This window comes from Nonomuraea sp. JJY05 (assembly GCF_043496855.1).
Classification (GTDB): domain Bacteria; phylum Actinomycetota; class Actinomycetes; order Streptosporangiales; family Streptosporangiaceae; genus Nonomuraea.
The window spans coordinates 185405-208142 of the sequence record NZ_JBIEIS010000011.1; the positions used below are offsets into that span (position 1 = coordinate 185405).

The 22738-nt window shown below is 72.9% G+C and carries 24 protein-coding genes and 1 pseudogene; 13 read left to right on the forward strand and 12 right to left on the reverse strand.

Annotation, left to right across the window (positions count from 1 at the left end):
- Positions 1–243: 243 nt before the first annotated feature.
- Positions 244–1245 (reverse strand): MFS transporter, encoded by a 1002-nt coding sequence (locus ACFKCF_RS19485; RefSeq protein ID WP_394495387.1) that lies wholly within the window; start codon positions 1243–1245, stop codon positions 244–246.
- Between the two features lie 101 nt (positions 1246–1346).
- Here ACFKCF_RS19485 and ACFKCF_RS19490 point away from each other — a divergent pair, with 101 nt between their 5' ends.
- The 3 genes from ACFKCF_RS19490 to ACFKCF_RS19500 all read left to right on the forward strand — a co-directional run bounded on the left by ACFKCF_RS19490 (position 1347) and on the right by ACFKCF_RS19500 (position 3441).
- Positions 1347–1853, forward strand: a complete 507-nt coding sequence (locus tag ACFKCF_RS19490; protein WP_394495388.1) for a MerR family transcriptional regulator — start codon at positions 1347–1349, stop codon at positions 1851–1853.
- A gap of 141 nt (positions 1854–1994) precedes the next feature.
- A complete protein-coding gene (locus ACFKCF_RS19495) occupies positions 1995–2318 on the forward strand; it encodes a hypothetical protein (protein WP_394495390.1) in 324 nt (107 codons plus the stop codon).
- A gap of 157 nt (positions 2319–2475) precedes the next feature.
- The gene (locus tag ACFKCF_RS19500; RefSeq protein ID WP_394495392.1) at positions 2476–3441 is read left to right on the forward strand and encodes a phosphotransferase family protein; all 966 of its coding nucleotides are present in this window, start codon (positions 2476–2478) and stop codon (positions 3439–3441) included.
- 23 nt (positions 3442–3464) lie between these two features.
- Here the strand turns inward: ACFKCF_RS19500 and ACFKCF_RS19505 are convergent, their stop codons facing one another.
- From ACFKCF_RS19505 to ACFKCF_RS19520, 4 genes are read right to left on the reverse strand one after another with little or no spacing between them, the layout of a single operon-like run.
- A complete protein-coding gene (locus tag ACFKCF_RS19505; protein WP_394495394.1) occupies positions 3465–4385 on the reverse strand; it encodes a hypothetical protein in 921 nt (306 codons plus the stop codon).
- Positions 4382–5458, reverse strand: a complete 1077-nt coding sequence (locus ACFKCF_RS19510) for a hypothetical protein (protein WP_394495395.1) — start codon at positions 5456–5458, stop codon at positions 4382–4384. Before ACFKCF_RS19510 ends, ACFKCF_RS19505 begins: the two co-directional genes overlap by 4 nt.
- Positions 5455–5913, reverse strand: coding sequence for a DUF4188 domain-containing protein (locus tag ACFKCF_RS19515; protein WP_394495397.1), 459 nt, complete (start codon positions 5911–5913; stop codon positions 5455–5457). The genes ACFKCF_RS19510 and ACFKCF_RS19515 overlap by 4 nt, the downstream gene beginning before the upstream one ends.
- Positions 5910–7454 (reverse strand): phenylacetate--CoA ligase family protein, encoded by a 1545-nt coding sequence (locus tag ACFKCF_RS19520; RefSeq protein WP_394495399.1) that lies wholly within the window; start codon positions 7452–7454, stop codon positions 5910–5912. The genes ACFKCF_RS19515 and ACFKCF_RS19520 overlap by 4 nt, the downstream gene beginning before the upstream one ends.
- A 105-nt stretch (positions 7455–7559) precedes the next feature.
- Between ACFKCF_RS19520 and ACFKCF_RS19525 the strand changes: the two genes are divergently transcribed.
- The 3 genes from ACFKCF_RS19525 to ACFKCF_RS19535 are packed head-to-tail and all read left to right on the forward strand — an operon-like array spanning position 7560 to position 9152.
- On the forward strand, positions 7560–7952 hold the full coding sequence (locus tag ACFKCF_RS19525; protein WP_394495401.1) for a helix-turn-helix domain-containing protein: 393 nt from the start codon (positions 7560–7562) through the stop codon (positions 7950–7952).
- A gap of 5 nt (positions 7953–7957) precedes the next feature.
- Complete coding sequence (locus ACFKCF_RS19530) at positions 7958–8818, forward strand: alpha/beta fold hydrolase (RefSeq protein ID WP_394495403.1); 861 nt, start codon at positions 7958–7960, stop codon at positions 8816–8818.
- The gene (locus ACFKCF_RS19535; RefSeq protein WP_394495404.1) at positions 8811–9152 is read left to right on the forward strand and encodes a DUF4180 domain-containing protein; all 342 of its coding nucleotides are present in this window, start codon (positions 8811–8813) and stop codon (positions 9150–9152) included. The genes ACFKCF_RS19530 and ACFKCF_RS19535 overlap by 8 nt, the downstream gene beginning before the upstream one ends.
- Before the next feature lie 10 nt (positions 9153–9162).
- Here ACFKCF_RS19535 and ACFKCF_RS19540 read toward each other — a convergent pair whose 3' ends face one another.
- The 3 genes from ACFKCF_RS19540 to ACFKCF_RS19550 are packed head-to-tail and all read right to left on the reverse strand — an operon-like array spanning position 9163 to position 11165.
- Positions 9163–9993 carry an LLM class flavin-dependent oxidoreductase gene (locus tag ACFKCF_RS19540; RefSeq protein ID WP_394495406.1) on the reverse strand — a complete coding sequence of 277 codons (831 nt, stop codon included), beginning with the start codon at positions 9991–9993 and terminating at the stop codon, positions 9163–9165.
- 29 nt (positions 9994–10022) lie between these two features.
- Positions 10023–10841: a nucleotidyltransferase domain-containing protein gene (locus ACFKCF_RS19545; protein ID WP_394495407.1), complete on the reverse strand. Its 819-nt coding sequence runs from the start codon at positions 10839–10841 to the stop codon at positions 10023–10025.
- A gap of 33 nt (positions 10842–10874) precedes the next feature.
- Positions 10875–11165 (reverse strand): DUF3027 domain-containing protein, encoded by a 291-nt coding sequence (locus ACFKCF_RS19550; protein ID WP_394495409.1) that lies wholly within the window; start codon positions 11163–11165, stop codon positions 10875–10877.
- A 142-nt stretch (positions 11166–11307) separates the two neighbouring features.
- On the opposite strand from ACFKCF_RS19550, the gene ACFKCF_RS19555 reads away from it, so the two are divergent.
- From ACFKCF_RS19555 to lexA, 5 genes are all read left to right on the forward strand, one after another.
- On the forward strand, positions 11308–11658 hold the full coding sequence (locus ACFKCF_RS19555; RefSeq protein WP_394495411.1) for a YciI family protein: 351 nt from the start codon (positions 11308–11310) through the stop codon (positions 11656–11658).
- Positions 11659–11721: 63 nt separating this feature from the next.
- Positions 11722–12954, forward strand: coding sequence for an RNA polymerase sigma factor (locus ACFKCF_RS19560; protein WP_394495413.1), 1233 nt, complete (start codon positions 11722–11724; stop codon positions 12952–12954).
- 60 nt (positions 12955–13014) lie between these two features.
- A complete protein-coding gene (locus tag ACFKCF_RS19565) occupies positions 13015–13497 on the forward strand; it encodes a metallophosphoesterase family protein (RefSeq protein WP_394495415.1) in 483 nt (160 codons plus the stop codon).
- Between the two features lie 255 nt (positions 13498–13752).
- On the forward strand, positions 13753–15054 hold the full coding sequence (locus ACFKCF_RS19570) for an FAD-binding oxidoreductase (protein WP_394495417.1): 1302 nt from the start codon (positions 13753–13755) through the stop codon (positions 15052–15054).
- Between the two features lie 226 nt (positions 15055–15280).
- Positions 15281–15940 (forward strand): transcriptional repressor LexA, encoded by a 660-nt coding sequence (lexA, locus tag ACFKCF_RS19575; RefSeq protein WP_394495418.1) that lies wholly within the window; start codon positions 15281–15283, stop codon positions 15938–15940.
- 8 nt (positions 15941–15948) lie between these two features.
- Here lexA and ACFKCF_RS19580 read toward each other — a convergent pair whose 3' ends face one another.
- Positions 15949–16833 (reverse strand): NAD(P)H-binding protein, encoded by an 885-nt coding sequence (locus tag ACFKCF_RS19580; RefSeq protein WP_394495420.1) that lies wholly within the window; start codon positions 16831–16833, stop codon positions 15949–15951.
- 107 nt (positions 16834–16940) lie between these two features.
- On the opposite strand from ACFKCF_RS19580, the gene ACFKCF_RS19585 reads away from it, so the two are divergent.
- Entirely contained in the window at positions 16941–17861 is a 921-nt protein-coding gene (locus ACFKCF_RS19585; protein ID WP_394495422.1) for a LysR family transcriptional regulator, read from the forward strand.
- Positions 17862–17869: 8 nt separating this feature from the next.
- On the opposite strand, the pseudogene ACFKCF_RS19590 reads toward ACFKCF_RS19585, so the two are convergent.
- Both ACFKCF_RS19590 and ACFKCF_RS19595 read right to left on the reverse strand, forming a co-directional pair.
- Positions 17870–19630 (reverse strand): annotated as a pseudogene (locus ACFKCF_RS19590) (FAD/NAD(P)-binding protein).
- A gap of 84 nt (positions 19631–19714) precedes the next feature.
- Positions 19715–20614, reverse strand: coding sequence for a DUF72 domain-containing protein (locus tag ACFKCF_RS19595; RefSeq protein ID WP_394495424.1), 900 nt, complete (start codon positions 20612–20614; stop codon positions 19715–19717).
- Between the two features lie 148 nt (positions 20615–20762).
- Here ACFKCF_RS19595 and ACFKCF_RS19600 point away from each other — a divergent pair, with 148 nt between their 5' ends.
- The gene (locus ACFKCF_RS19600) at positions 20763–21806 is read left to right on the forward strand and encodes a serine/threonine-protein kinase (protein WP_394495425.1); all 1044 of its coding nucleotides are present in this window, start codon (positions 20763–20765) and stop codon (positions 21804–21806) included.
- A 22-nt stretch (positions 21807–21828) separates the two neighbouring features.
- On the opposite strand, the gene ACFKCF_RS19605 is transcribed toward ACFKCF_RS19600, so the two are convergent.
- The gene (locus ACFKCF_RS19605) at positions 21829–22719 is read right to left on the reverse strand and encodes a diacylglycerol/lipid kinase family protein (protein WP_394495426.1); all 891 of its coding nucleotides are present in this window, start codon (positions 22717–22719) and stop codon (positions 21829–21831) included.
- Positions 22720–22738 lie beyond the last annotated feature (19 nt).

Below are 22738 nucleotides of genomic sequence, written 5' to 3' on the forward strand. Positions count from 1 at the left end.
CTGCCGAGCCGGAATGAATGACGGAATGGACTGGCGGCCGGCGCCGCCTTCAGCGGCGTGACCGGCCGGCGGCCGCGCGGCCGCGCCGATCCGGGCCAGCCACTCGCCCTCGTCTCGTTCGCCGACGTCGCCGGACGGCCTCGGCCGGCTGCGCGAAACCGTGGGCCTGCTTACCGACGGCCTGCCGTCCCACCTGTCGTACAAGGAGCGCGAACCCTTCCAGCCCCTGGCCGGGCACGGCCTCTAGGACCGGCGGGCGGGGAACGCGCGACGGCGCGCCGCGACCACGACCGCCAGGGCCGCCGCCACCAGAGGCAGCGAGGTCCACGGCAGCGCGCCCGCCCCGGCGCCCTCCAGCACCAGCCCGCCGGCCAGCGACCCGGCCGCGATCCCCGCGTTGTACACGGTCGTCTGCATGGACGTGGCCGCATCCGCGTTCCCCGCCCCGGAGGCGTCCACCAGCGCCGACTGTAGCAACGTCGGCACGCCGCCGAAGGCCGCCCCCCACAGCGCGACCGCGCCCAACGGCGCCCACCCCGGCCCTCCTGAGACGGCCAGCACCGTCATGGCCCCCGCCACCACGGCCAGCACCACCACGAGCGTCACCCGCGGGAACCGGTCGATCGCCACCCCGGTGACCCAGATGCCCACCACCGTCCCGACCCCGAACACGAGCAGCACGACACTCGTCCGCCCCATCCCGGCGAAGGCCACGAACGGCGCCAGGTACGTGTACATCGCCTGATGCCCGACCAGCACCAGCACCGTGACCCCCAGGATCGTCCGGACGCCGGGCAGCACCGCGACCCGCCGCAGCGGGACCCGCACCGTGGCCGCCTCGCCGGGAAAGTCCGGCACCTTCCACAGCACCCACCCCACCAGCGCGACCGCCACGACCGCCAGGCCCAGGAAGGCCGTCCGCCACCCGAACGCCGAGGCCAGCGCCGCGCCCGCCGGGATCCCCGCGCACAGCGCCACCGTGATCCCCGCCGAGACGATCGCGATGGCCCTCCCCCGCCGCTCCACCGGCACCATCCGCGCCGCGTACCCGACCAGCATCGCCCACAGGATCCCGCCCATGACGCCGGCCAGCACCCGCGCCCCGAAGGTCACCGCGTAGGACGACGAGACCGCCGTCACCGTGTTGAACAGGGCGAACCCCGCCAGCGTCCCCACCAGTACGGGCCGGCGCGGCAGCCCGCGCAGCAACGCCGTCAGCGGGATCGCCGACAGGGTCGAGGCCACCGCGTGCCGTCACCAGGAACCCGGCCCGCCCCTCCGGCACCCCCAGCGCCGCGCCGAGCTGCGGCAGCAGCCCCGCCGGAAGCAGCTCCGTCATCACCGCCGTGAACGCCGCCGAGAACAGCGCCAGCAGTCCCGACCAGGGCATTCTCCCGACGCGGACGGCGTCGGTGATCGTCGCACCAGACATGTCGACTATGCTGAAACGTTCACATCAATGTGAAGGCAAGCCGGGAGGAGCCACCGTGAGAATCGGCGAACTGTCGCGACTGACGGGCGTGCCGACCCGCATGCTGCGCTACTACGAGGAGCAGGATCTCCTCAGCCCCGAGCGCGCCGACAACGGCTACCGCCATTATCCGGAGTCGGCCGTCTACCGGGTACAGCAGATCCGCGGCCTGCTCGACTCCGGCCTCACCACGGAGATCATCCGTCGCATCCTGCCGTTCCTGAACAAGCCCGACGAGATCCACCTGCATCCGCAGTGCCTCACCCCGGAACTGGCCGACCTCCTGGAGGCCGAGGCTAACCGCATCCAGCAGCGCATCGACTGCCTCTCCCGCAACCGCGACGCGATCCACGCCTACCTGGCGGCCGTGCGATCCTCCTGAGTCCAGCGCCTTTACAATGTAGATCATAAGCTGATCGACGGCGGCTCGTTGATCGAAAACGCGGTGTGGCGCTGCGCCCATCCCCCAAGATCGCTACGTATAGTGATCTCCGATGTCACTTCGTGATTACAGGGGGAGATCATGAGGAAAAGCCTCATCGCCGTCGGCGGTGCCCTGCTCACCGCGACCGCGCTGTACGGCGGCGCCGCGCCCGCCACGGCCGACTCGGACTGGAAGCACCACAACTCGAAGCACTGCGGCCTCGGGGTGGACGACGACATTACCTATCACCACGTCACCGACCACGGCGTGTACGCCGGCACTCGCGACACCAAGGCCTGCAAGGGCGGCGGCGGCTGGAACTGGTCGTGGGACCCCCACTGGAAGCACCGCAACTGGCCCACCAGCGGCAACGGCAACTGGGTCGGCAGCTGGCCCCGGCACGGCTTCCATCACGACGACTGATCAAACCCCGCATCACGCGCTCGTCCCGGTGCCCACCACACAGGCAACGGGACGAGCGCGTTCAGCCTCCCTCGCCGGCACGTCGCCGTCCGGCATCGCCGCCGTGCCCGCCCCGGCCGGTTCGGCGTTGCGGGGACGTTGCCGCCATGCTGGGACGATGGATGATCCACTGAGCTGGCTGGCACAGGACGCCGAATCAGGGCCTCTCGCCGTCCGCGAGGGGCAGTTCCACCGGGTCGTGATCGGCTCGGACCGGGTCTTCTGCCTGCCCCGCACCGAGGCGGCGGCCGCCCGGCTGCCCCAGCGTGCGGCCATGCTGCGCGTGCTCGCCGGGCTCGGTCTCGGCTTCCGCATTCCCCGGCCGCTGTTCGAGGGCCCGGGCGAGGCTCCCCGACCGCTGTTCGAGGGCCCGGACGAGATACCCCGGCCGCCGTTCAAGAACGCGAGCGAAACTCCCCGGCCGCTGGTCGACGGCGCGGGCGAGATACCCCGGCCGCCGTTCGAGGGCGCGGGTGAGGCGCCGTACCTGGTGCTGAGCCGGGTTCCGGGTGCGCCGCTGGAGGACGGCGTGCTCGACGATCCGGCGGTGGCCGCGGCGGTGGGGGAGCAGTACGCCGAGCTGCTCGCCGAGCTGGCGCGGGCGGGGGCCGACGAGCGGGCGCGGACGGGGCTGCCGTGGAGGCCGGAGGACCGGTGGCGGCGGTTCGAGGCGGATGTCCGCGCCGAGTTGTTCGGGCTCATGTCGGATGGGGGACGCCGTCGGGCCGAGCGGGAGCTCGCCGCGGCCGCGGACCTCCCCCACGTCGCCACGGCGGTCGCGCACGGCGACCTCGGCGCCGAGAACGTCCTGTGGGAGATCGACGGCGGGCGGCCCCGGCTCAGCGGCGTGATCGACTGGGACGAGGCCGCCATCGGCGACCCCGCCGAGGACCTCGCCGCCATCGCGGCCGGCCACGGCGACGCGTTCCTGGACCGGGTGCTCACGCTGGGCGGCTGGGCCGACGACGGGACGGTGGCCCGCATCGCCGCCATCCGCGGCACGTTCGCCCTGCAACAGGCGCTCGACGCGCATCGGGACGGCGACGCGGAGGAGCTGGCGGACGGCCTGACCGCCTACCGGTGAGCCCCGCCCACGGGTGGGAGGGGTCAGGTTCGCAGGCGGGACGAAGGGGTGGCGGAGGAGGTGGGGCGGCCGACCCGGGCCAGGTGGAGGAGGGTCCGCGGGTCTGCGACGCCCAGCCGGTCCGCGAGGGTCCGCCTGGTCGGCTCGCAGTCGATGATCTGGCTCAGCGGATGTGTGGCATAGCCGTGGGCGGACAGGGTGAGCCAGTGCCGCATCAGCACGCGTCCCAGCTCCAGCTCGTCCTCGACCGCCCCCACCAGCACCAGGACGTCCCCGTCGTAGTCCAGCAGGTCACGCGAGGCCCCGGCCAGCACCCTCGGGAGGCCCAGCGGGCGCAGGGCCGGGTAGAGGGCGAGCGAGGCGCGCAGGCCGATGGCCTCCGCCCTGCTGAGGGACAGGGCCCGGTCGGTGAGGCCGTCGAGCAGGTAGCGGCGGTGGCGGCGGGTGAGCCGCAGCCAGGCGCGCAGCTCCCGCGTCACCTCCCGGTCGCCGAACTGGCGCAGGTCGGCCGCGTGCAGCAGGTCCGCGAGGTCGCCGCAGGCCAGCCGCCGCATCCCGGCGAGCTCGGCGACCAGGGAGTCCGGCAGGCGTCCCGGGTGGTACTCGCCGCGGTTGGCCCCGCGCGCCCGCACGTCCGCCGTCGTGAAGGGCGTCCGGTACGGCTGCGCGGCGGCGTACAGGACGCCCACCCGCCGCGGCCCCGGATCGGGACGGAAGCCGACCGACAGGCCGGCGTCGGCGCAGACGATCAGGCAGCACTCCACGAACGCGCCCAGGCTCAGGCGCAGGTCGCGGCCCGTGGGGTCGCTGATGGGCAGGGCGCGGGACGGGTCCCAGCCGATCTCGGCCCCGTCGGCCGTGTAGGTGAGGGTCCAGGGCTGGGTGTTGTGGGCGCTGGGGGCGCGCCAGAAGTCCGGCTCCAGCGGCCGCAGCCGGTCTTTCACGCCGTCAGGCCCTTCTCGTAGAAGGTGTAGCCGTGCAGGGGGCGGCCGCCCATCGCGGTGTACTGGGCGGCGGAGCCGGGGTTCGTCCGCTCGACGTACGTGCTGCGCAGCGCCCGGTAGCCGCCCCGGCGCAGCCCCTCGTGCAGCTCCCGGGACAGCAGCCGCATGTAGCCGTGGCCCTGCTCCCCGGGGACCGTGCCCTTGATGATGAGCACGGCCTCGCTGCGGTAGCGGGAGCGGGTGGCCAGCAGGCGGAGCTGGTGCAGGAGGTGGAGATTGCCCCGGATTTTCGCGATAAATCGCGAAATGTCGGGCAAGCACAGCACGAACGCGACCGGCCGCTCCCCCTTCGTCAGGTACAGCAGCAACGACTCGTCCAGCAGGTACGCCAGCCCGTCCGTCTGCGCCGCGAGCTGCTCCGCCGAGATCTCCGTGTAGTAGCCGAGCTGCGCGAAGCTGGCGTTCAGCATCTCCCGCAGGATCGGCAGCTGCTCCGCCACGCGCCGCCGGTCGCCCCGGTGCACGCGCAGCCCCTCGGCCGCGATCCGCCCGTCGTCGAACGCGAACACCGGCTCGTCCGGCACCGGACAGATCCAGGTGTCGGACTCGAAGCGGCGGGCGAAGCCGTGCGTCTCGTACGCGATGGGGTAGTACGGGTGGTTCCAGGCGCTGTCGATGAAGCCGCGCTCGTCGAAGCCGGAGGTGATGACGCCGCCCGACTGGTTGGGCAGCAGCGACACCGGCCCGAACACCGCATCCTTCCCGGCGGCGCGCCCGGCCGCGAGGATGCCGTCGAACAGCTCCTCCGCCGCCTCCTCCGCGAACTCGGTGAGCCCGAACAGCTGCGTGGCCCGGCCCAGCTTGGCGTCCAGCGCGGCGTCGGTGTGCAGCGTGGTCCGCGCGACCACCCGCCCGCGCCGCCTGAGCAGGAACAGCTTTACCCCTTGCCGGTGCCACGTGCGTACCTGCGCGTGCAGCGGCGGGATGAAGCGCGGCTCGCCCGCGTAGACGCGGTCGGTCAGGGAGAGGAAGTCGCGCAGGTCGCGGCGGCTCTCGACGGGATGCAGCGTCACCCGCGCCTCACCCGGGGACCCTCGCCGTCACCCGCGGACAGCTCCGTGGACAGCGGGGTGAACGTCTCGATGTGCGCCATCGGCCCGCCCTCCGCGCGCCAGATCCCGTTGCTGTAGCCCTCCGGCTCGGCGTTGTAGAGCCGGATGTAGCCGCCGGTGGCGTTCCTGGTGCCGTCCGTCACCCACTGCATGAGCTTGCGGTGGTGCCGGCTGCGGGCGAAGCGCAGCAGCGCGTCGCGGTCCTCGAAGAACGCGAGCGTGCCCAGCGTGAACGGGAACTCCCAGTAGACCTTGTGCCAGCAGTAGCCGCGCATCCGCTTCATGTCCCGCACCATGCGGAACCACGTCAGGGTGAGCGTGAATATCGACAGCGGGCCCCGGTAGCGGGTCGCGCCGACGAACATCGCCGTCGCCCGCCCCTGCGGCGGCGCCTTGCTGAAGTCCGTGGTCCTCATGCGTCCTTCACCAGGTAGACGTTCTTCATCTTCGTGAAGCCGGCGAACGGCCCCTCGCCCGGGTCGAAGACCTTGACGCGCAGGTCGGCGGCCGTCGGGTCCTCCTTGAGCGACTCGGCGAAGTCGCGCGAGACGGCGCCGAGGTGGGCGACCACGCCCTTGCGGCAGATCTCGGCGAGCTCGTCCCGGTCGGCAGCGCCTGGGCCGCGCAGCTCGATGTTGATCACCGGGCGGTACTCCAGGCCCGGCAGCTCCTCCAGCGACAGGCAGAACCGGTTGATCGCGGCCGCGTACGGGTTGCCCTGGTAGAGGCCGTACTCGACGTCCTGCGGATACAGGTTGGCCCCCATGTAGGAGATCGTCGAGTCCTTGCGCCCGAACAGGAACAGCAGCGGCAGGTTCATCCGCTCGTCGGTCCAGGCGCGCTCGTACTCGTCGGCGCCGAGCGCCCGCCTGACGTCGGCGAGGGTGTGCAACCTGGCCTCGTCGCCGACGTTGTAGCGGAGCTTGGGCTGCAGGCAGCTCTTGGTGTTGATGGTGCACAGCAGCTCGCCCTGGCCGTTGACCTCCAGGAACGTCTCCAGCGGGTTGTAGTGGAAGATCATCGGCAGCCGCTGTTCCCCCGGCCCGAGTAACAGCTCGCGCAGCCGCTGGTCGCCGGCCAGGCGCTTGCGCAGCCACACGCTGAACCCGCTCTCCGCGCCCATCCCGATCGTCAGGTCGCTGGCGCCGTAGCCGGAGCGGACCTCCTCGAAGCGCTCCTCCAGGTAGTCGCGCAGCGCCTCGGTCATGCCCTCGCCGCCGACCATGCCGCGGATGCGGTAGTCCCGCCACGGGAAGCCGCTCTCGTCCAGGCGGTCGCGCAGGTGCTTGAGGAACGGCGGGTACGCCGCCACCACGTAGTCGTAGCCGGGCCCGAAGTGCTCCAGCGTGTCGGCGATCTTCTCCAGGTCGGGGCCGGTGTTCTTGACCATCGCCACGCGCGCCATGGCCGTGCCGGTGGTGGTGCCGGTGGCCCAGGCGCCCATCGAGTACGCGTTGATCACGAACAGCCGCTCGCCGGGGAAGACCAGCTCGATGTAGCCGGCCGCGTTGCGGTAGATGCCCTTGAGCTCGCGCGGCCCGCGTACCCAGTTGTACGGCTTGCCGCTGGACCCCGATGACTCGTCCACGATCACGCCGGGCCGGTGCAGCCTGCCCTCCTGGCAGCGGCTCTCCTCGTCATAGACGGCGGCGTAGTTCTGCTTGCTGGTCTCGGGGAAGTCCGCCAGCCTCCTGGCGTGCTCGGCGCCGTTCGCCCGCAGGAAGTGCCGGTAGGCGGGTACGTCCACGGCGGCGAACTGGCAGGCCAGTCTGGCGTGCCGGGCCGCCAGCCAGTCGAAGGCGGGGTGGTAGCTCCGGGCGACGAGCCGCCAGATGGCGGGGTGCATCGCGCCCAGCCGGTACGCGCCGGTCAGGGACCAGGAGTAGGCCTGGAGGCGGGCCCTCCGCCAGCGCTGGCGGAGGGTGAGCGGCCCGAGAGCCGGGCTGAGGCGGGTCATGAACGGTGAGACTAGTGGGCCGGATAGAAGATCGCTTTACGCCCACTTTCATCGGTTTTCTACCTTCCCTATTCTTCCCTATTCTGTGCCATCATAGGGAGCGATATGGAGCATTACACCGTGGAACAGGTGGCGACCCTGCTGGGGTTGCACGTCAAGACCGTGCGCAACTACGTGCGCGACGGGCGGCTGCCGGCCGTGCGGATCGGCAAGCAGTACCGGATCGCCAAGGAGGACCTGGCGGCCTTCACCGGCACGCCGCTCGGCGCGCCCCGCCGCGCGGAGGTGTCGAGCATCGTGCAGATCGACGGCATCGCCAGGGGCGACATGGACCGGGTCAGCACGATGGTCATGGCGGCGCTGGCGAGCCGGCCCCATGGCCTGCGCGTGGAGTTCGTCTACGACGAGGAGCGCGAGCACCTGAAGGTCATCGTGCTGGGCGGGCTGGAGGAGAGCGCCCAGGTCCTGAGGATCATCGACGCGCTGGTGCGGGAGTGAGGCCCATGGGCGGGATCCACACCTCGCCGGAGGGCGCGCGGGCCGTCGAGCGGCGCTACCGGGAGCTGCTCGAGCGCTGGCCGGTGCCGTACGAGCACGTGCGGGTGCCGACCGGACACGGGGAGACGTTCGTGGTGGTGTGCGGCCCCGCCGGCGCGCCGCCGCTGCTGCTCCTGCACGGGTCGGGCACCAACAGCGCCATGTGGCTGGCGGACGTCGCCACGTGGGCACGGCGGTTCCGGGTCCACGCGGTCGACCTCATCGGCGAGCCGGGGCTGAGCGCGCCGTCACGCCCGCCGCTGGAGCCCGGCCTCTACGCCGGCTGGCTGGCGGAGGTGCTGGCCGGGCTGGGCGTCGAGCGGGTCTCGATCGCCGCGGTGTCGCTGGGCGGCTGGATGGCGCTCGACTTCGCCACCCGGTGGCCCGGCCGGGTCGAGCGGCTCGCGCTGATGTGCCCGAGCGGCGTCGGCCGGCAGCGGTGGCTGCCGCTGCTGGGGGCGCTGCCGCTGCTGGTCTTCGGCGGGGAACGGGGCCGCCGCCGGGCGATGCGCCTCGTCCTCGGCCCCGCCGCCGGTCCCCCGCCTCCTGACGACGACTTCGCCGAGTTCGCGCTGCTGATCCACCGCAGTTTCCGGCCGCGCCGCGGCAAGCTGCCGATCTTCCCCGACGCGGCCCTGGGCCGCCTCACGATGCCGCTGCTGATGATCGCCGGAGGCCGCGACCGGATGCTCGACTCGTACGGCACCCGCCGCCGCCTGCTGCGTGCCGCGCCCAACGCCGACGTACGGCTCCTGCCCGGCACCGGCCACCTGCTCCCCGCCCACACCCGAGAGATCATGGACTTCCTGGAGACCGCACATGCTTGACGACCGCGTATACGTCTGCGACCCGCACGGCGAGCCGCTGCGCGAGACCCGCGACGCGCTCGACCTCCTCGGCGAGGCTTTCGGCAGGGGCGCCACCTGGGTGGCCGTCCCCGCCGAGCGGCTGCACGAGGACTTCTTCGCGCTGCGCACGGGCGTGGCGGGCGAGATCGCGCAGAAGTTCGTCAACTACCGCGTCGGCCTGGCCGTCGTGGGGGACATCTCCCGCTTCACCGCCGCCAGCTCGGCGCTGCGCGACTGGGTGTACGAGTCGAACGAGGGCGGGCACATCTGGTTCGTCGGCGACCTGGAGGAGCTGGCGGCGCGGCTGCCCTGAGGCGGCTCCTTCACCGGCGGCGGGCGGCCACCGCGGCGAGCATCTCCCAGGCCGCCTCGGGGCGCAGCGTCTCGTCCGGGTCCCCGTGGAACGGGTCGAGGACGACCGTCTCCGCGCCGAGCAGCCGCAGCTCCTCCAGGTCGGCCATGACCTGCTCGATCGTGCCCTCGCCGGCGCGCCGCTCCGCCGGCGGCGCGTCGGTGATCCGCAGCAGGATCCTGGGCGTCAGGGCGGGCACCGGCCGGCCCTCCTCGGCGGCGATCTCCTTCAGGCGCGACCAGTTCTCGCGCAGCCAGGGAAGGGTGCTCCTGAGCGGGTGCCAGCCGTCGCCGTAGCGCACCGCCCTGCGCAGCCCCGCCTCGCTGCCGCCGCCGACCCAGATCGGCACGCCGCCGGAGCGGTAGTCGCCCTCGTCGGCCCAGGCGGCGCGGACGGCGGCGAGGTACTCGTCGGTCACCTTGCCGCGCCGCTCGTACGCCGCCCCCAGCGCCTCGAACTCCTGCCGCGCCCACCCGATCCCCACGCCCAGCACCAGCCGCCCGCCGCTGAGATCGTTGAGGTTGGCCGCCATCCGGGCCATGAGCAGCGGGTGGCGGTACGGCACGATGAGCACCGTGGTGCCGAGCCCGATCCCGGTGGTGGAGCCGGCGAGCCAGGCCAGCGTCGTGAACGGTTCGTAGAACGGAGCGGGATACTGCTTGGCGACGTCGGAGGTGATCGCCACATGGTCGGAGACCATGAGCAGGTCGTATCCGAGCCCCTCGACCGTCCGCGCCCAGCTGCGCAGCACGTCGGGGTTGGTGCCGGGGCCGAAATTGGGGACATTCACACCTATGCGCACCGGGTCAGGTTATCCCAGCGATCATCGCGTCAGCCGCAAGCGGCTCGTACGTCCGCAAGGAGGCCCGCCGCGGCGTTGATCGTACGGGCGATCTCCTCCGGGGTGCGCCCCACCTCCGCCAGCAGCGCCTGGGCCCGCTCGCCGAAGCCGGGCGGGGCGGAGGGGAGCCGGGCGGCCGAGGCGACCATGCCCTTCTCGTTGATCAGCCAGGCGCCGTCGGCGGCGTGCAGGGCGTGGCAGGCGACGCCGACGGCGCGGAAGAGCGCGCCGGCCGCGTACGCCGGGTCCTGGCCCTTGGCGCCGTAGCCGCCGATCGTCAGGGCGAAGTCCGCCTCCCACAGCCCCCTGATCAGGGCCTGGCGCAGCGCGGGCGGATATTCGTCCGCGACGTCCCGCCGCAGGGCGGCGAGCTCGCCGGCGGGGTCGGCGAGGACCCGGCACAGGGCGACCTCGCCGGCGTAGGCGTGGGAGTAGAAGCCGAGGGGGTGCCCGACCTGGAAGCCGATCTCGTAGCGTCCCTGGCGGCAGTCGTCCCAGACGCGGTGGACGCGGTCGAGGTCGCGGTAGATCCAGTCGACCCGCCGGCCGTCCACGGTGAGCCAGCCGCCGCCGTCCACCCACGGCCCCCAGCCGCCCGGCTCGGTCACCTCGGTCGGCTCGCCCGTCACCTCCCGCGCCAGCGCGCGCAGGCCGGCCACGTCGAGCGGGCCCCGGTAGTAGAGGCCGAGGTCGATGTCGGAGTCCGGCCGGTGCGTGCCGCGCGCCCGGCTGCCACCCAGGACGACGGCCACCACGCCGCGCACCTCGGCCAGTCGGGCGGCTATGGCGTGAATGTCCGGTTCCTGCACGCGTCGATCTTAGAGCTTCTCGATCCGAGGGCGTCAAAAGTCGTCCGGCGTCGCCCATTCGCCCGACTCCACGAACCCCTCACACCCGTCGTGCTCGAACCGGACACGACCGTCGAACGGGGAGGCCGCACTCGCGCAGACACCGTAGTCGAGGCCCAGCTCCCCGGCCAGCGGGAACCAGAACCGGCAGCCTCCGCACTGCTCGGCATACCAGGACTCCCGATAGCCGGGATCCTCGGTCCGCCGGTTGCGGTCCCTCACCCACCGTTCGTGGATCCTTCCCTGCTCGTCCTCGTCGCTGCCCGCGTGGCCGGGAATTCGCATCGTCTCCCCATCTGCGTGCGCCCCGCCGGCGGCGCGCTAGGCTTCTAACCTCGCACAGAACGGCCGTCACCGGCGTCCTGTGGCCTTGAGCCGGGGCGTCCATGCTGTTCGGCCGACCGATCGCGCGAATGGCGAGGGACCCATGAAGTACATGCTGATGATCTACACCAACCCCGCCGCCCAGGAGGCGATCGCCGGTGGCGTCGACGAGGTGATGGCGGAGGTCGACGCGCTGATGAAGGAGCTGCGCGAGAGCGGCGAGCTGGCCGGCGGGATGGCGCTCGACGGCCCGGCCGCCGCCAGGACCGTGAAGGTGCGCGACGGGGCGCCCGCGATCACCGACGGGCCCTTCCTGGAGGCCAAGGAGCACCTGGCCGGCTACCTGATCGTCGACTGCGCCGATGCCGAGCGGGCCACGGAGATCGCCGCCCGCTGGCCGGACGCGCGGCTGTGCGCGATGGAGGTGTGGCCGGTCATCGACGAGTTGGCCTGACCGGCGGGAAGACGGGTGTGCGGGGCGGCGGGAGATGAGCGGGCCGGGCGTCGGGGGGCGGGTGTGAGCGAGGTCGAGGGGCTGCTGCGGGAGCTGGCGCCGCAGGTGCTGGGCGTGATCGTACGGCGGTACGAACAGTTCGACCTGGCCGAGGACGCCGTGCAGGAGGCCCTGCTCGACGCGGCCGTGCAGTGGCCCGAGCAGGGGCTGCCCGGCAACCCGCGGGCCTGGCTGATCACGGTCGCCGCGCGCCGGCTCATCGACCAGGTCCGCAGCGAGCACGCGCGCCGGAGCAGGGAGGAGAGCGTCGCGGTCAGCGTTCCGGCCGACGAGTTCACGGCCGCGGCGCCCGGCGAGGAGCGGCCCGGCGATCACGACGACACGCTGACGCTGCTGTTCCTGTGCTGCCACCCGTCGCTGTCGCAGGCCTCGCAGCTGGCGCTCACGCTGCGGGCCGTGGGCGGGCTGACGACGGCGCAGATCGCCAGCGCGTTCCTGGTGCCGGAGGCGACGATGGCGCAGCGCATCAGCCGGGCCAAGCAGCGCGTCAAGGCGACCGGCGTGCCGTTCCGGCTCCCGCCCGAGGGCGAGCGGGAGGAGCGGCTGCGCGTGGTGCTGCACGTGCTCTACCTGATCTTCAACGAGGGCTACACCGCCACCTCGGGGCCGCAACTGCTCCGGGCCGAGCTGACCGGTGAGGCGATCAGGCTCGCCAGGGCCGTGCGCCGGCTGCTGCCCGGCGACGGGGAGGTCGCGGGGCTGCTGGCGCTCATGCTGCTCACCGAGGCGCGCCGGCCCGCGCGCACCGGCCCCGGCGGCGAGCTGGTCCCGCTCGCCGAGCAGGACCGGAGCCTGTGGGACCACGGGCTCATCGAGGAGGGCGTCAAGCTGGTCAGCACCGCCCTGTCCACCAGCGCGCTCGGCCCCTACCAGCTGCAGGCGGCCATCGCCGCCGTGCACGACGAGGCGCCCAGCGCCGAGGAGACGGACTGGCCGCAGATCCTGGCGCTGTACGGGGTGCTGTCCGGCCTCGACGACAACCCGGTGGTCAAGCTGAACCACGCGGTGGCCGTGGCCATGGTGCGCGGGCCGCGGGCCGGGCTCGACCTGCTCGACCGCCTGGCCGCCGACGAGCGCATGGCCGGGCACCACCGGCCGGCCGCGGTACGCGCGCACCTGCTGGAGATGGCGGGCGACGTGGCGGCGGCGGTGGAGGCCTACCGCGAGGCGGCCCGGCGCGCCACCAGCCTGCCCGAGCAGCGGTACCTGGAGAGCCGAGCCTCCCGCTTGTCCTGACGACGATGGCGAAGGAGCGCTGAGCGGGTCGATCGGGCGAGCAGTGGGCAGGGGGCGGTCGTGAGAGTCGTCGTGCTGTCGGACACGCACGCGCCCAGGCGCTGGCGTTCCTGCCCGCCCCGCGTCGCCGAGCACCTGCGCGGCGCGGACGTCATCCTGCACGCGGGTGACGTGTGCGTGGCCTCCGTGCTGGACGAACTGGCCGCGTACGCCCCCGTCCACGTCGTGAAGGGCAACAACGACGGCCCGGACGTGGTGGCGCCGGAGACGCTGGAGCTGACCCTGGACGGGCTGCGGATCGGCATGATCCACGACAGCGGCCCGGCCAAGGGGCGGCCGGCCCGCCTGCGGCGCCGCTTTCCCCAGGCGGACCTGGTCGTCTTCGGCCACTCGCACATCCCGCTGGACGAGTCGGGCGACGACCTGCGCATCTTCAACCCCGGCTCCCCCACCGACCGCCGCCGCCAGCCGCACGGCACGCTGGGCCTGCTCACCATCGAGGACGGCGTCCTGACCGGCGCCGAGATCGTGCCCGTCACCTGACGACGTCGTCACGGGCCCGCCCCTGGTGGGTCCCCGGATCAGCCCGGCCGTACGACCGGCGGTGTAGTACGGGTGGCGGCGGCCCGCCGGATCGTACGTCCCGCGGCGTACCCGAGACGGAGACGGCGGGCGGATTCTGTCGCCCCCGCTTGCGAGGATCCTCGGGACTTAAGGGCCGCGGTAAGTCCACGGGAACGAAGCCGTAAGCGCCCTCCCGCACAGTGATCTCAGATCGCAGGAGAGAAGGGCCGAGAGATGAGCCAGCCGTACACCATCCAGGACGAGATCACGCTCCCCGGGTTCGCCGGGACCGTCCACCTGCCGGGCGAGGCCGGGTACGAGGAGCTGCGCCGCTCGCTCAACCCGCGCGTGGACGCCCGCCCGGCGCTGGTGGCCGAGGCGTACGGCGTGGCAGACCTGCGCGGCGCGCTGCTGGCGGCGCGGCAGCACGGGGTGCCGTTCGCGGTGCAGGCGACCGGGCACGGCACGCACGAGGCGTGCGACGGCGGCGTCCTGGTCAGGACCTCCCCGATGGCCTCGGTCCTGGTGGACCCGGACCGGCGGATCGCCCGGGTGGGGCCGGGGGCGCGCTGGGGCGAGGTGGTCGCGGCCGCCGCGCCGTTCGGGCTGGCGCCGCTGTCGGGGTCGTCGCCGTCGGTCGGCGTCACCGGCTACACGCTCGGCGGCGGGCTCGGGTGGCTGGCGCGCAAGCACGGGTTCGCGGCCGACAGCGTGGTGCGCGCCGAGGTGCTGCTGGCCGACGGCCGGCACGTCGTGGCGAGCGCGGACAGCCACCCCGAGCTGTTCTGGGCGCTGCGCGGCGGCGGTGGCGGGTTCGGCGTCGTCACCTCGCTGGAGTTCCGCCTCCACCCGGTCGAGCGGGTGTTCTCGGGGTTCGCCTACTTCCCGATCGAGGCGGCGGCCGAGACGCTGACCGCGTACCGGAGCTGGATCGAGGACGCCCCCGACGAGATCAGCACGGCGGTGGTGCTCAGGCGGATGCCCGAGGACGCGCCGGAGCCGGTGCGCGGCAGGCACGTCGTCATGATCAAGGTGGTGCACGCCGGCGCGGCCGAGGAGGCCAGGCGGCTGCTCGCGCCGCTGTGGCGGGCGGCCGGCAGCGCGACAGGCGGGGCGCTGCTGGACGAGACGCGCCCCAGCACGTACGCGGCCACCTCCATGGGCGGCACGCCCAACCGGCACATGGACATGTTCGAGACGGTGCCCGACGAGGTGATCGGCACGCTGGTGCGGGCCGCGCAGCACGCGCAGACCATCGAGATCCGCCACTGGGGCGGCGCCATGGCCCGCCCGGGTCAGGACGCCGGCCCGGTCGGCCACCGCGGCACCAAGCTGTCGGTCATCGTGGACACCGTCGTGCCGGGGCTGGCGGAGGAGCTGCGCCCCCACGCCGGCGGCGGGACGTTCCTCAACTTCCTGGCCGACCCCGCGAGGACGGCGGCGGCGTTCACGACCGGCGACTTCCGGCGGCTGCGCGAGGTCAAGCGGGCCTACGACCCGGACGGCTTCTTCCGCGTCGGCCACGTCACCCGTTGAGCGAGCGGTACGCGGCTCCCGGTGCCCGGGCGGCAGGCGGTGGACACCGCGCCCGTCTCGTCCGCCCAGCGCTCGATCTCGTCAGCCACCCGGTCACCCGGCTCATCGAGAAGCGCTGGGCCAGGTGCGCACGAACGGGCCGAACGGGGACAGATCCAGGGCAAGATCGTGCCCCATGCGACCGGCCGGGTGTGCCGAGGCCGGGCCTGCCTCTAGCATTTCGCAGATGACCACCTACGACGATCCTGACGCGTTCGAATACCTGGACTTCTCGGCTCTGCCGCCGCGCCAGCAGCGGATCCTGGCCATGATCCGGGACTGGGTGGTCAGGTACGGATATCCCCCGGGCACTCGCGAGATCGGCCAGGCGGTCGGGCTGCGCTCGTCCTCCTCGGTGTCCAAGCACTTGAAGAGCCTGGAGGAGAAGGGGTTCCTGCGCCGGGGCGCGACGATGACCAAGCCGATCGACGTGCGCCTGTTCCTGCGGGCCTCGTCGCCGGAGCCCGCCGGCGACGTGGTGAGCGTGCCCGTGGTCGGCGACATCGCCGCGGGCACCCCCATCCTGGCCGACGAGCATGTGGACGACACGCTGACCCTGCCCCGCGACCTCACCGGGCGCGGCACCGTGTTCGCCCTGCGCGTGCGGGGCGACTCGATGATCGACGCCGCGATCTGCGACGGCGACATCGTCGTGGTCCGGCAGCAGCCCGAGGCCCACGCGGGCCAGATCGTCGCCGCGATGATCGACGGCGAGGCCACGGTCAAGGTGTTCCGCCGCCGGGGCGGGCACGTCTTCCTCGAACCGCGCAACCCCGCCTACGACGTCATCGACGGCGACGGCGCCGTGGTGCTGGGCATCGTGGTCTCGGTCCTGCGCAGCGTGTGAGCGCCCCGTCAGGCGAGGACGGCAGGCTTGAGCACCTCCTCGCACCACTGGCGGAAGGTGGTGGGGGTGCTCGCCCGAGGCGTGCGGACGACGCCGTTGTCGAGGCCGGCGTCCTTGGCCCGCGCCATGTCGAGCATCCCCTGGGCCATGGCTTCGGACATCCCCGACTCCACCAGCCCGGCCTTGAACGCCTCGCCCGACAGCTGCTCGAAGCGGATCGGGCGGCCCAGCACCTCGGACATGATCTGCGCCATGTCCTCGAAGGAAAGGTCCTCGGGGCCGAGCACCGGGACCTCCTCGACGCCGCTCCAGGTGTCGTCGAGCAGCAGCCCGGCGGCGACCGCGGCGATGTCGCGGGTGGCGCAGCTCGGAGCCTTGTGGTCGCCGGAGATGGGCGAGGTGAACATGGACCGGTTCCTGATCAGCTCGATCTGGCGCAGCAGGTTGTCCATGAACGACGGCATCGCCAGCGCCCGGTAGCTCACGCCCGTGCCGGCGATCAGGTCGTCCATGGCGAGGGAGGCCGTCACGTACCCGGCGCTCCCTGCCACCGCCGTCCCGCGGCCCAGGGCCGAGACCCCGACCACCCGCTCGACCCCCTGGGCCACGATGGCCTCGCACGCGGGGCGGCTGAAGCCGGCGTAGGCGGCATCGACGCTCGCGGAGCGACGGTCCGACGGCACCAGCCAGAAGACGGTGCGGGCGCCGGCGAACGCCTTGGTGACCACGTCGAGGTCGCGGTGCGAGCCCTCGACGACCTCGGCGTACGCGCGCACCGCGGCGGGCAGCCGGGCGGGGTCGCGCGCGATCACCCTGGTGGGTGCGCCGGCCGCCATGAGGCGGTCGAGGACCTGGCGGCCGATCTTGCCGGTGGGCGTGGTGACGACGATCATGAAAGCCCCCTGGAGGGAAGTATTGACGGGAAGGACGGGAGCCCAGTCAACCCGGCGCCGCGGCAGACCTGAAGGACCGATCCGATCACCATTGATACTGTCGAGGTATGAATGACCTGGAGGTCCGGCAGCTCCGCTACTTCGTGGCCGTCGCCGAGGAGCTGCACTTCGGGCGCGCGGCCGAGCGGCTCGGCATGGCGCAGCCGCCGCTGTCGCGCGCGATCCGGGCCCTGGAGCGGCAGCTGGGCGTGCCGCTGCTGGTGCGCACCACGCGCCATGTCGCGCTCACCCGCGCCGGCGAGACCCTGCTGCGCGACGCCCGGATCGCGCTCGACGCGGTGACGGCGGCCGCGCGGCGGGCCCGGCACGCCGGCCGCTCCGACCCCGGGCTGCGCCTGGCGCTCAAGGCCGACTACGACGGCGGGCTGCTGCCGCAGATCCTCGCCGCGTACCAGCGCGAGGCGGCCGCCCTCCCGGTGGAGCTCGTGCTGGGCGGGAAGGGGGAGCAGCTGGCGGCGTTGCTCGACGGCCGCGCGGACGTCGCCCTGGTGCCCGCCGCTGTTGACGAACCCCTTGACGTACGTGGCCTGGACGTCGAACCGCTGCTGACCGAGCCCCGGCTGGTCGCGCTGGCGGCCTCCGATCCGCTGGCCGCCCGCTCGTGCCTGCACCTGGCCGACCTGGCCGGCAGGATCCTCCCCGACGGGACGCCCGCCGACGGCCGGGAAGCCTGTCCGGCGACGGCCGGGATCCGGCCGAGACGCCTGGACCTGGCAGAGATCTTCAACCTGGTCGAGGTGGGCAGCATCGTCTGGTTTCCGCCGGCCTCGGTCGCGCCGCGCCACCCCCGGCCCGGCATCGCGTACCGCACGGTCAGCGACCTGCCGCCGCTCACCCTCACCGTGGCCTGGCCGCACCACTCCCGCTCACCGGCCGTCGCCGCCTTCGTCCGCACCGCCACAGCCGCAGCCGCAGCCGCAGCCGCGGCCGCGGCCACAGCCACGGCCACGGCTCAGGGACGGCCGTAGCTGCTCCCCTACGCGGCCGGGCGGAGGCGGGCGGCGGCCGTGACGCTCAGCAGGGTGCGGGCCAGGGCATCCGTCTGGCGCAGCAGCGGGGCATCGGCGCCTGGGCGGGCGAAGCCGTCGATGCCGGGGCCGCCCGCCGTCCACGGGCCGAGGGCGAAGCAGCGGGGGTGGACGGCGCCGGTGCGGGCGACGAGGCGGCGGTCCGGGAGGCGGACGTCGAGGAGGCCGGCCGCCTCTCGGCACTCGCCCCGGGCGAAGAGCGCGCCGAGCAGCGGGTCGGTGCTGCGGGCCACGGTCGGCTCCGGCAGCCGGGCCTCCACCAGCGCCCGCGCCTCCACCGCGCCGGGCACGCTCGTGCTGACCGCCCGCCAGACCCCCGCCCGCTCGTCCCGCCCGATCCGGATGCCCTCGCCCAGGAACGTGACCACGCCGGCCCGCGCCAGCGCCCGCAGCTCGGCCAGCCGGGGCGCGGGCGGGCCGCTGGCGAGGTGGTTGTACAGGCCCTGGAACCAGGGATCCGCCGGCACCACCGCGCGCAGCGCGTTCAGGCCGTGGATCAGGGCCAGGTCCGCGCTGTGCGCCGGGTCGGCCCGCCGCTCCAGGTCGGCCGTCAGGTAGCCGGCCATCCAGCGCCCCAGCCCGGCCAGGTCGCCGAAGCGCATGCCGCGCAGCGGCCGTTCCAGCCGGTCCAGGTGCAGCCGGTCGGCGAAGCGGGGCACGGATCTGGTGATGAGCGCGCGCAGCTCCTTCCCGCCCCACTCGGCCTGCGCGAAGGCCGGCTCGAACGCGTCCCAGCCCGTCCGCGTGCGTGCCGGGTGCCCGTTGAACAGCTCGAAGTAGTACGCGTACGCCAGCTCCTTGGCCACCGCCCGCCGCAGCTCCCCAGCGGGCGTGCCCGGGGTGACGAACCTGGGCAGGCCGGGCGGCGGTGCGGCGAGCCGGTAGCCGGCCTTGGCGTGGTGCGGCACTCCCCTGCGCGACCCCACGTACAGCCGCGGCTCCGACCCGCCGGGCACGTAGCGCAGCTCGCCACCGTGTTCGGTGAAGCGCCCGCCGCGTCCCGCCGTGAGCAGCGCCATCAGGTCGACGAACGCCAGCCCGGCGCCCCGTACGAGCACCGGCTCCCCCGCCGGGATCGCGCCCGGGTCGAGGTCGGCGGCGTACCCGGTGGGCAGGTAGGCCAGGCCGTGCCGGGCGGCGAAGTCGAGCTCCTGCGCCTCCGGCGGCGAGGGCAGCGCGCCCTGGTGGCCCTGCGCGAGCACCACCGCGTCCACCTCCAGCGCTCCCCCGCCGGACAGCTCCACCCGCTGGCCGCCGCGCACGTCGGTCAGCCCGACCGCCGTGGCCCGGTGCAGGCGCACCCGTACGTTGTGCGGTGCGGTCCGCACCACCTGCCCGAAGGCGAAGGAGAGATAGCGGCTGAGGACCGGGCGCGGCGCGAAGTGCCCCGGCTCGCTCCCGAGCCACTCGGCCAGCGACGGCCCGGGACGGAGCGGGCCCTCGCAGCGCACCTACCGGTCGATGGAGGCCGTGATGTCGGCGGCCGCCGAGTTGGCCCACAGCAGATCGGGCTGGCCCGCGCGCCAGACGCGGCCCGCGCCGTGCGGGTGGGGGTCCACCACGTGCACGTCCAGCACGTGGTCCCCGAGCAGCTCGGGGGCGTTGGCGCAGATCCGCTCCACGATGGACGTCCCCGTGGGTCCGGCCCCGATCACCGCGACAGCGCTCACCCCGGCCCCGCCCCGCTCTCCCGTGATCACGCGCCGCACCGCCCCTCCCGCCCGGACCGGGGTCCGCCTCCTTCGGCGGAGCGCTAATACCTATCATAACAGTAGGTATTACAGGAAAGATCGTCAACCCGGCGGCGGGCGGACCGTTTCGTGCGGGATCAGGCGAGCCAGCTGCCTGGCGTTGACCTGTGCGTTGTCGCGGTAGCAGTTGTTCATGAGAATGTGTGTCGTGTCGGCGTCATCGGCCAGTCGCCCTAGCCGGGGCGCCCATTCCCGCAGTTCTTCCTCGCTGTAGAGATAGCCGAACCGCTCGTGGACGTCGTGGCTGGTCCATTTCTCCGAATGGCCGTGGAAGCGCACCACGGCCAGATCCGCCGTGGCGGCGAGCACGGGCGGGATGGAGTCGGGGTACCCCTGAGGCATGTCCACACTCACGTACGCGAGCCCGTAGGAGGTGAGGAAATCCAGCGTCTCAGCCTGGTTCGCCTCGCTCATCCAGGTGTGGTTGCGAAATTCGACGGAGATCCGCAACGGGGCGCAGCGTGCCTTGCACTCCAGGATGTACTGCTTGTTGCGCTTGCCGATCGGGAACCACCGCGGAAACTGGAAAAGGATGGCTCCCAGCCTGCCCGAGTCGTGCAGCGGCGCCAAGGCCGTCAGGAACCTGTCCCACAGCTGTTCGACGGCACGTGGGTCCAGGTCGCGGAGGTAGAGGTTCTTCTTGGTGTCGCCAAGGCGGTCCCGGAGGTCTTTGGGGAGCGCCGTCGGCTTGGCCGGATGCTGGGTCAGCAGCGAGAACGCCTTGATGTCGAAGACGAATCCCGCCGGCGTGCGGTCGCGCCAGAGGGAGACCGTGCTCTGTGGGGGTGGCGCGTAGTAGGACGAATCCACCTCGACCACGGGGAACCGATGGGCATAGTAGGCCAGCCGCTCCTGCGCGGAGGTGACGTCGCCGGGATACCACCCCGACTCCAGCAGCGTCTTGTCGGTCCACGAAGCGGTGCCGACCAGGATACGGCCCATACCCAGCCCGTACCCGGACGTTCCCCATTCGAGACGCGATGACCGGCCGCGCCCTGCCGCACAAGTGATCCCGTTCGGCTACGAGCCGTAACAGAATGGAAGGCGCGCCAGAGCCCTGCGCGCGGTGTTCGGCGAACGAAGGGACCCCATGGATCCACTGGCTCCAGGCGATCCACGTCAGATCGGACGGTACCGGCTGGGCGGCAGGCTCGGCGCCGGCGGAATGGGGGAGGTCTTCTGGGGGCTGTCACCGTCCGGCCGCGCTGTCGCCGTCAAGCTCGTACGGCATGAGCTGGGACGCGACCTCGAGTTTCGGCGACGGTTCGCGCAGGAGGTCGAAGCGGCCAAGCGCGTCAGCGGCTTCCACACCGCCCCTGTGGTGGACGCCGACCCTGACGCCGTCCCCCCGTGGCTGGTCACCGCATACGTGCCGGGCCCTTCCCTCAGCGCCGTCCTACGCCTTCACCACGCGCTGCCCGAAAGCTCTTTGCGCATCCTCGCGGCCGGCCTGGCGGAGGCGTTGGAGGCCATTCATCGCGCCGGAGTCGTTCACCGCGATCTGAAACCCGCGAACATCCTGCTGGCACACGACGGCCCGCGCGTCATCGACTTCGGCATCGCTCGCGCGCTGGACGCGACCTCCCCCACCCAGGCGAGCGCGGTGATCGGCACTCCCGGCTTCATGGCCCCGGAACAGGTGACGGGCGGCGCCATCACTCCCGCCGCCGATGTCTTCGCCTTCGGCCTGGTGCTGTGCCACGCGGCGGGCGGCCTCCCCTACGGCGCCGGCCATCCGGCCGCGCTCCTTCACCGTGTGGTGACGCAGGAACCCGACGTCTCCGCGTTACCGCCCTCCCTGCGTGACGTGGCCGCGCGATGCCTGCATCGAGACCCGGACCGGCGGCCGAGCCCTCACCAGATCCTCGACCTGCTCGGAGACAGCGCCCCCGTGCGGGACTGGTTGCCGGCGCCTGTCGGCGATCTGCTCTCCCAGCACGCCCTGCCCCAGCTCCGAGCGAGCCCGTCCCCCACCCTGATGGCACCCCCGGCCGTGCCGGATCCCCAGCCCGGACGCGGGAAGGTGGGCACCTGGATCGCCGTGCTCGGCCTGCTCGTGGCCTTCTTCGCCCTGATCAACCCCTCGGTGCGCGATCAGCTCCTGGCCTTGATCAACGGACTGGCCGGGCCCTGACCCCTGCCGCTTCCGCGGTCTCTCAGGGGCGCTCGTCCGGCGGCAGGCAGACCGTGAGCGCGCCCGCGGCGGCCTTGGCCTTGATCCGGGTGGTGGCCTCGCGCTCCCCGCCGTCGAGCTCGTACGTCAGCGGAACCCCGAAGCGGGCCGACACCTTCCTGGCCCGCGTGATCCGCACGAACGGCGAGTCGTCGGAGCGTCCCGCGGCCATCCTGCCGATCACCCGTCCCCATTCGAGCGGCCCCTTGGCGGTCGAGACGCCGACCTCCAGCCAGCCGTCGTCCGGCCGCGCGTCGTCGAACGCCTTGACGCCGCCGGCGATCGTGCTCACGTTGCCCAGCAGCAGGCAGCTCGCCCGGCCCTCGAACCAGGTCGTCCCGTCGATCTTGATCTTCATCGGCACGAGCGGCTCGCCGACGTGCCGGACGGCCGCCTTGACGTAGCTCAGCTTGCCGAGGCGCTTCTTGGCCCGCCCGCCGGCGTCGGCGATCATTTCGGCCTCGAACCCGGCCCCCGCCATCACCGCGAAGTGCTCGCCGTTGAGCACCCCCAGGTCCAGCTTCTCCCGGCGCCCGTGGAAGCCGATCCGTACCGCCTCGTCGAGGTCGGCGGGGATGCCGAGGTTGGCGGCGAACAGGTTCGCCGTGCCCGCGGGGAGCACGGCCATCGGAACGCCGGAGCCGGCCATCACGTCGGCGCAGCGCTGCACCATGCCGTCTCCGCCCCAGACGAACACCAGCTCGGCGCCCTGATCGAGGGCTTGCCGGACCTTCTTGGGCGCCTTCTTGCTCTTGGACACCTCGTACCACAGGAGGTCGCCGACGCCCTCCTCGGTGATCAGCAGGCGTAAGCGATCCAGGCCCGCGCCGAGGATCTTCTTGCGGTGCGCGACGACGGCCACGATGGGGGACATGCGTTCCGGACTACCCCGG

Coding starts and splice junctions, on each gene's coding strand:
- ACFKCF_RS19495 (WP_394495390.1), top strand. CDS start 1,995: ATGAGGAAAAGCCTCATCGCCGTCGGCGGTGCCCTGCTCACCGCGACC.
- ACFKCF_RS19500 (WP_394495392.1), top strand. CDS start 2,476: ATGGATGATCCACTGAGCTGGCTGGCACAGGACGCCGAATCAGGGCCT.
- ACFKCF_RS19515 (WP_394495397.1), bottom strand. CDS start 5,913: ATGAGGACCACGGACTTCAGCAAGGCGCCGCCGCAGGGGCGGGCGACG.
- ACFKCF_RS19520 (WP_394495399.1), bottom strand. CDS start 7,454: ATGACCCGCCTCAGCCCGGCTCTCGGGCCGCTCACCCTCCGCCAGCGC.
- ACFKCF_RS19525 (WP_394495401.1), top strand. CDS start 7,560: ATGGAGCATTACACCGTGGAACAGGTGGCGACCCTGCTGGGGTTGCAC.
- ACFKCF_RS19530 (WP_394495403.1), top strand. CDS start 7,958: ATGGGCGGGATCCACACCTCGCCGGAGGGCGCGCGGGCCGTCGAGCGG.
- ACFKCF_RS19535 (WP_394495404.1), top strand. CDS start 8,811: ATGCTTGACGACCGCGTATACGTCTGCGACCCGCACGGCGAGCCGCTG.
- ACFKCF_RS19550 (WP_394495409.1), bottom strand. CDS start 11,165: ATGCGAATTCCCGGCCACGCGGGCAGCGACGAGGACGAGCAGGGAAGG.
- ACFKCF_RS19555 (WP_394495411.1), top strand. CDS start 11,308: ATGAAGTACATGCTGATGATCTACACCAACCCCGCCGCCCAGGAGGCG.
- ACFKCF_RS19570 (WP_394495417.1), top strand. CDS start 13,753: ATGAGCCAGCCGTACACCATCCAGGACGAGATCACGCTCCCCGGGTTC.
- lexA (WP_394495418.1), top strand. CDS start 15,281: ATGACCACCTACGACGATCCTGACGCGTTCGAATACCTGGACTTCTCG.
- ACFKCF_RS19580 (WP_394495420.1), bottom strand. CDS start 16,833: ATGATCGTCGTCACCACGCCCACCGGCAAGATCGGCCGCCAGGTCCTC.
- ACFKCF_RS19585 (WP_394495422.1), top strand. CDS start 16,941: ATGAATGACCTGGAGGTCCGGCAGCTCCGCTACTTCGTGGCCGTCGCC.
- ACFKCF_RS19595 (WP_394495424.1), bottom strand. CDS start 20,614: ATGGGCCGTATCCTGGTCGGCACCGCTTCGTGGACCGACAAGACGCTG.
- ACFKCF_RS19600 (WP_394495425.1), top strand. CDS start 20,763: ATGGATCCACTGGCTCCAGGCGATCCACGTCAGATCGGACGGTACCGG.
- ACFKCF_RS19605 (WP_394495426.1), bottom strand. CDS start 22,719: ATGTCCCCCATCGTGGCCGTCGTCGCGCACCGCAAGAAGATCCTCGGC.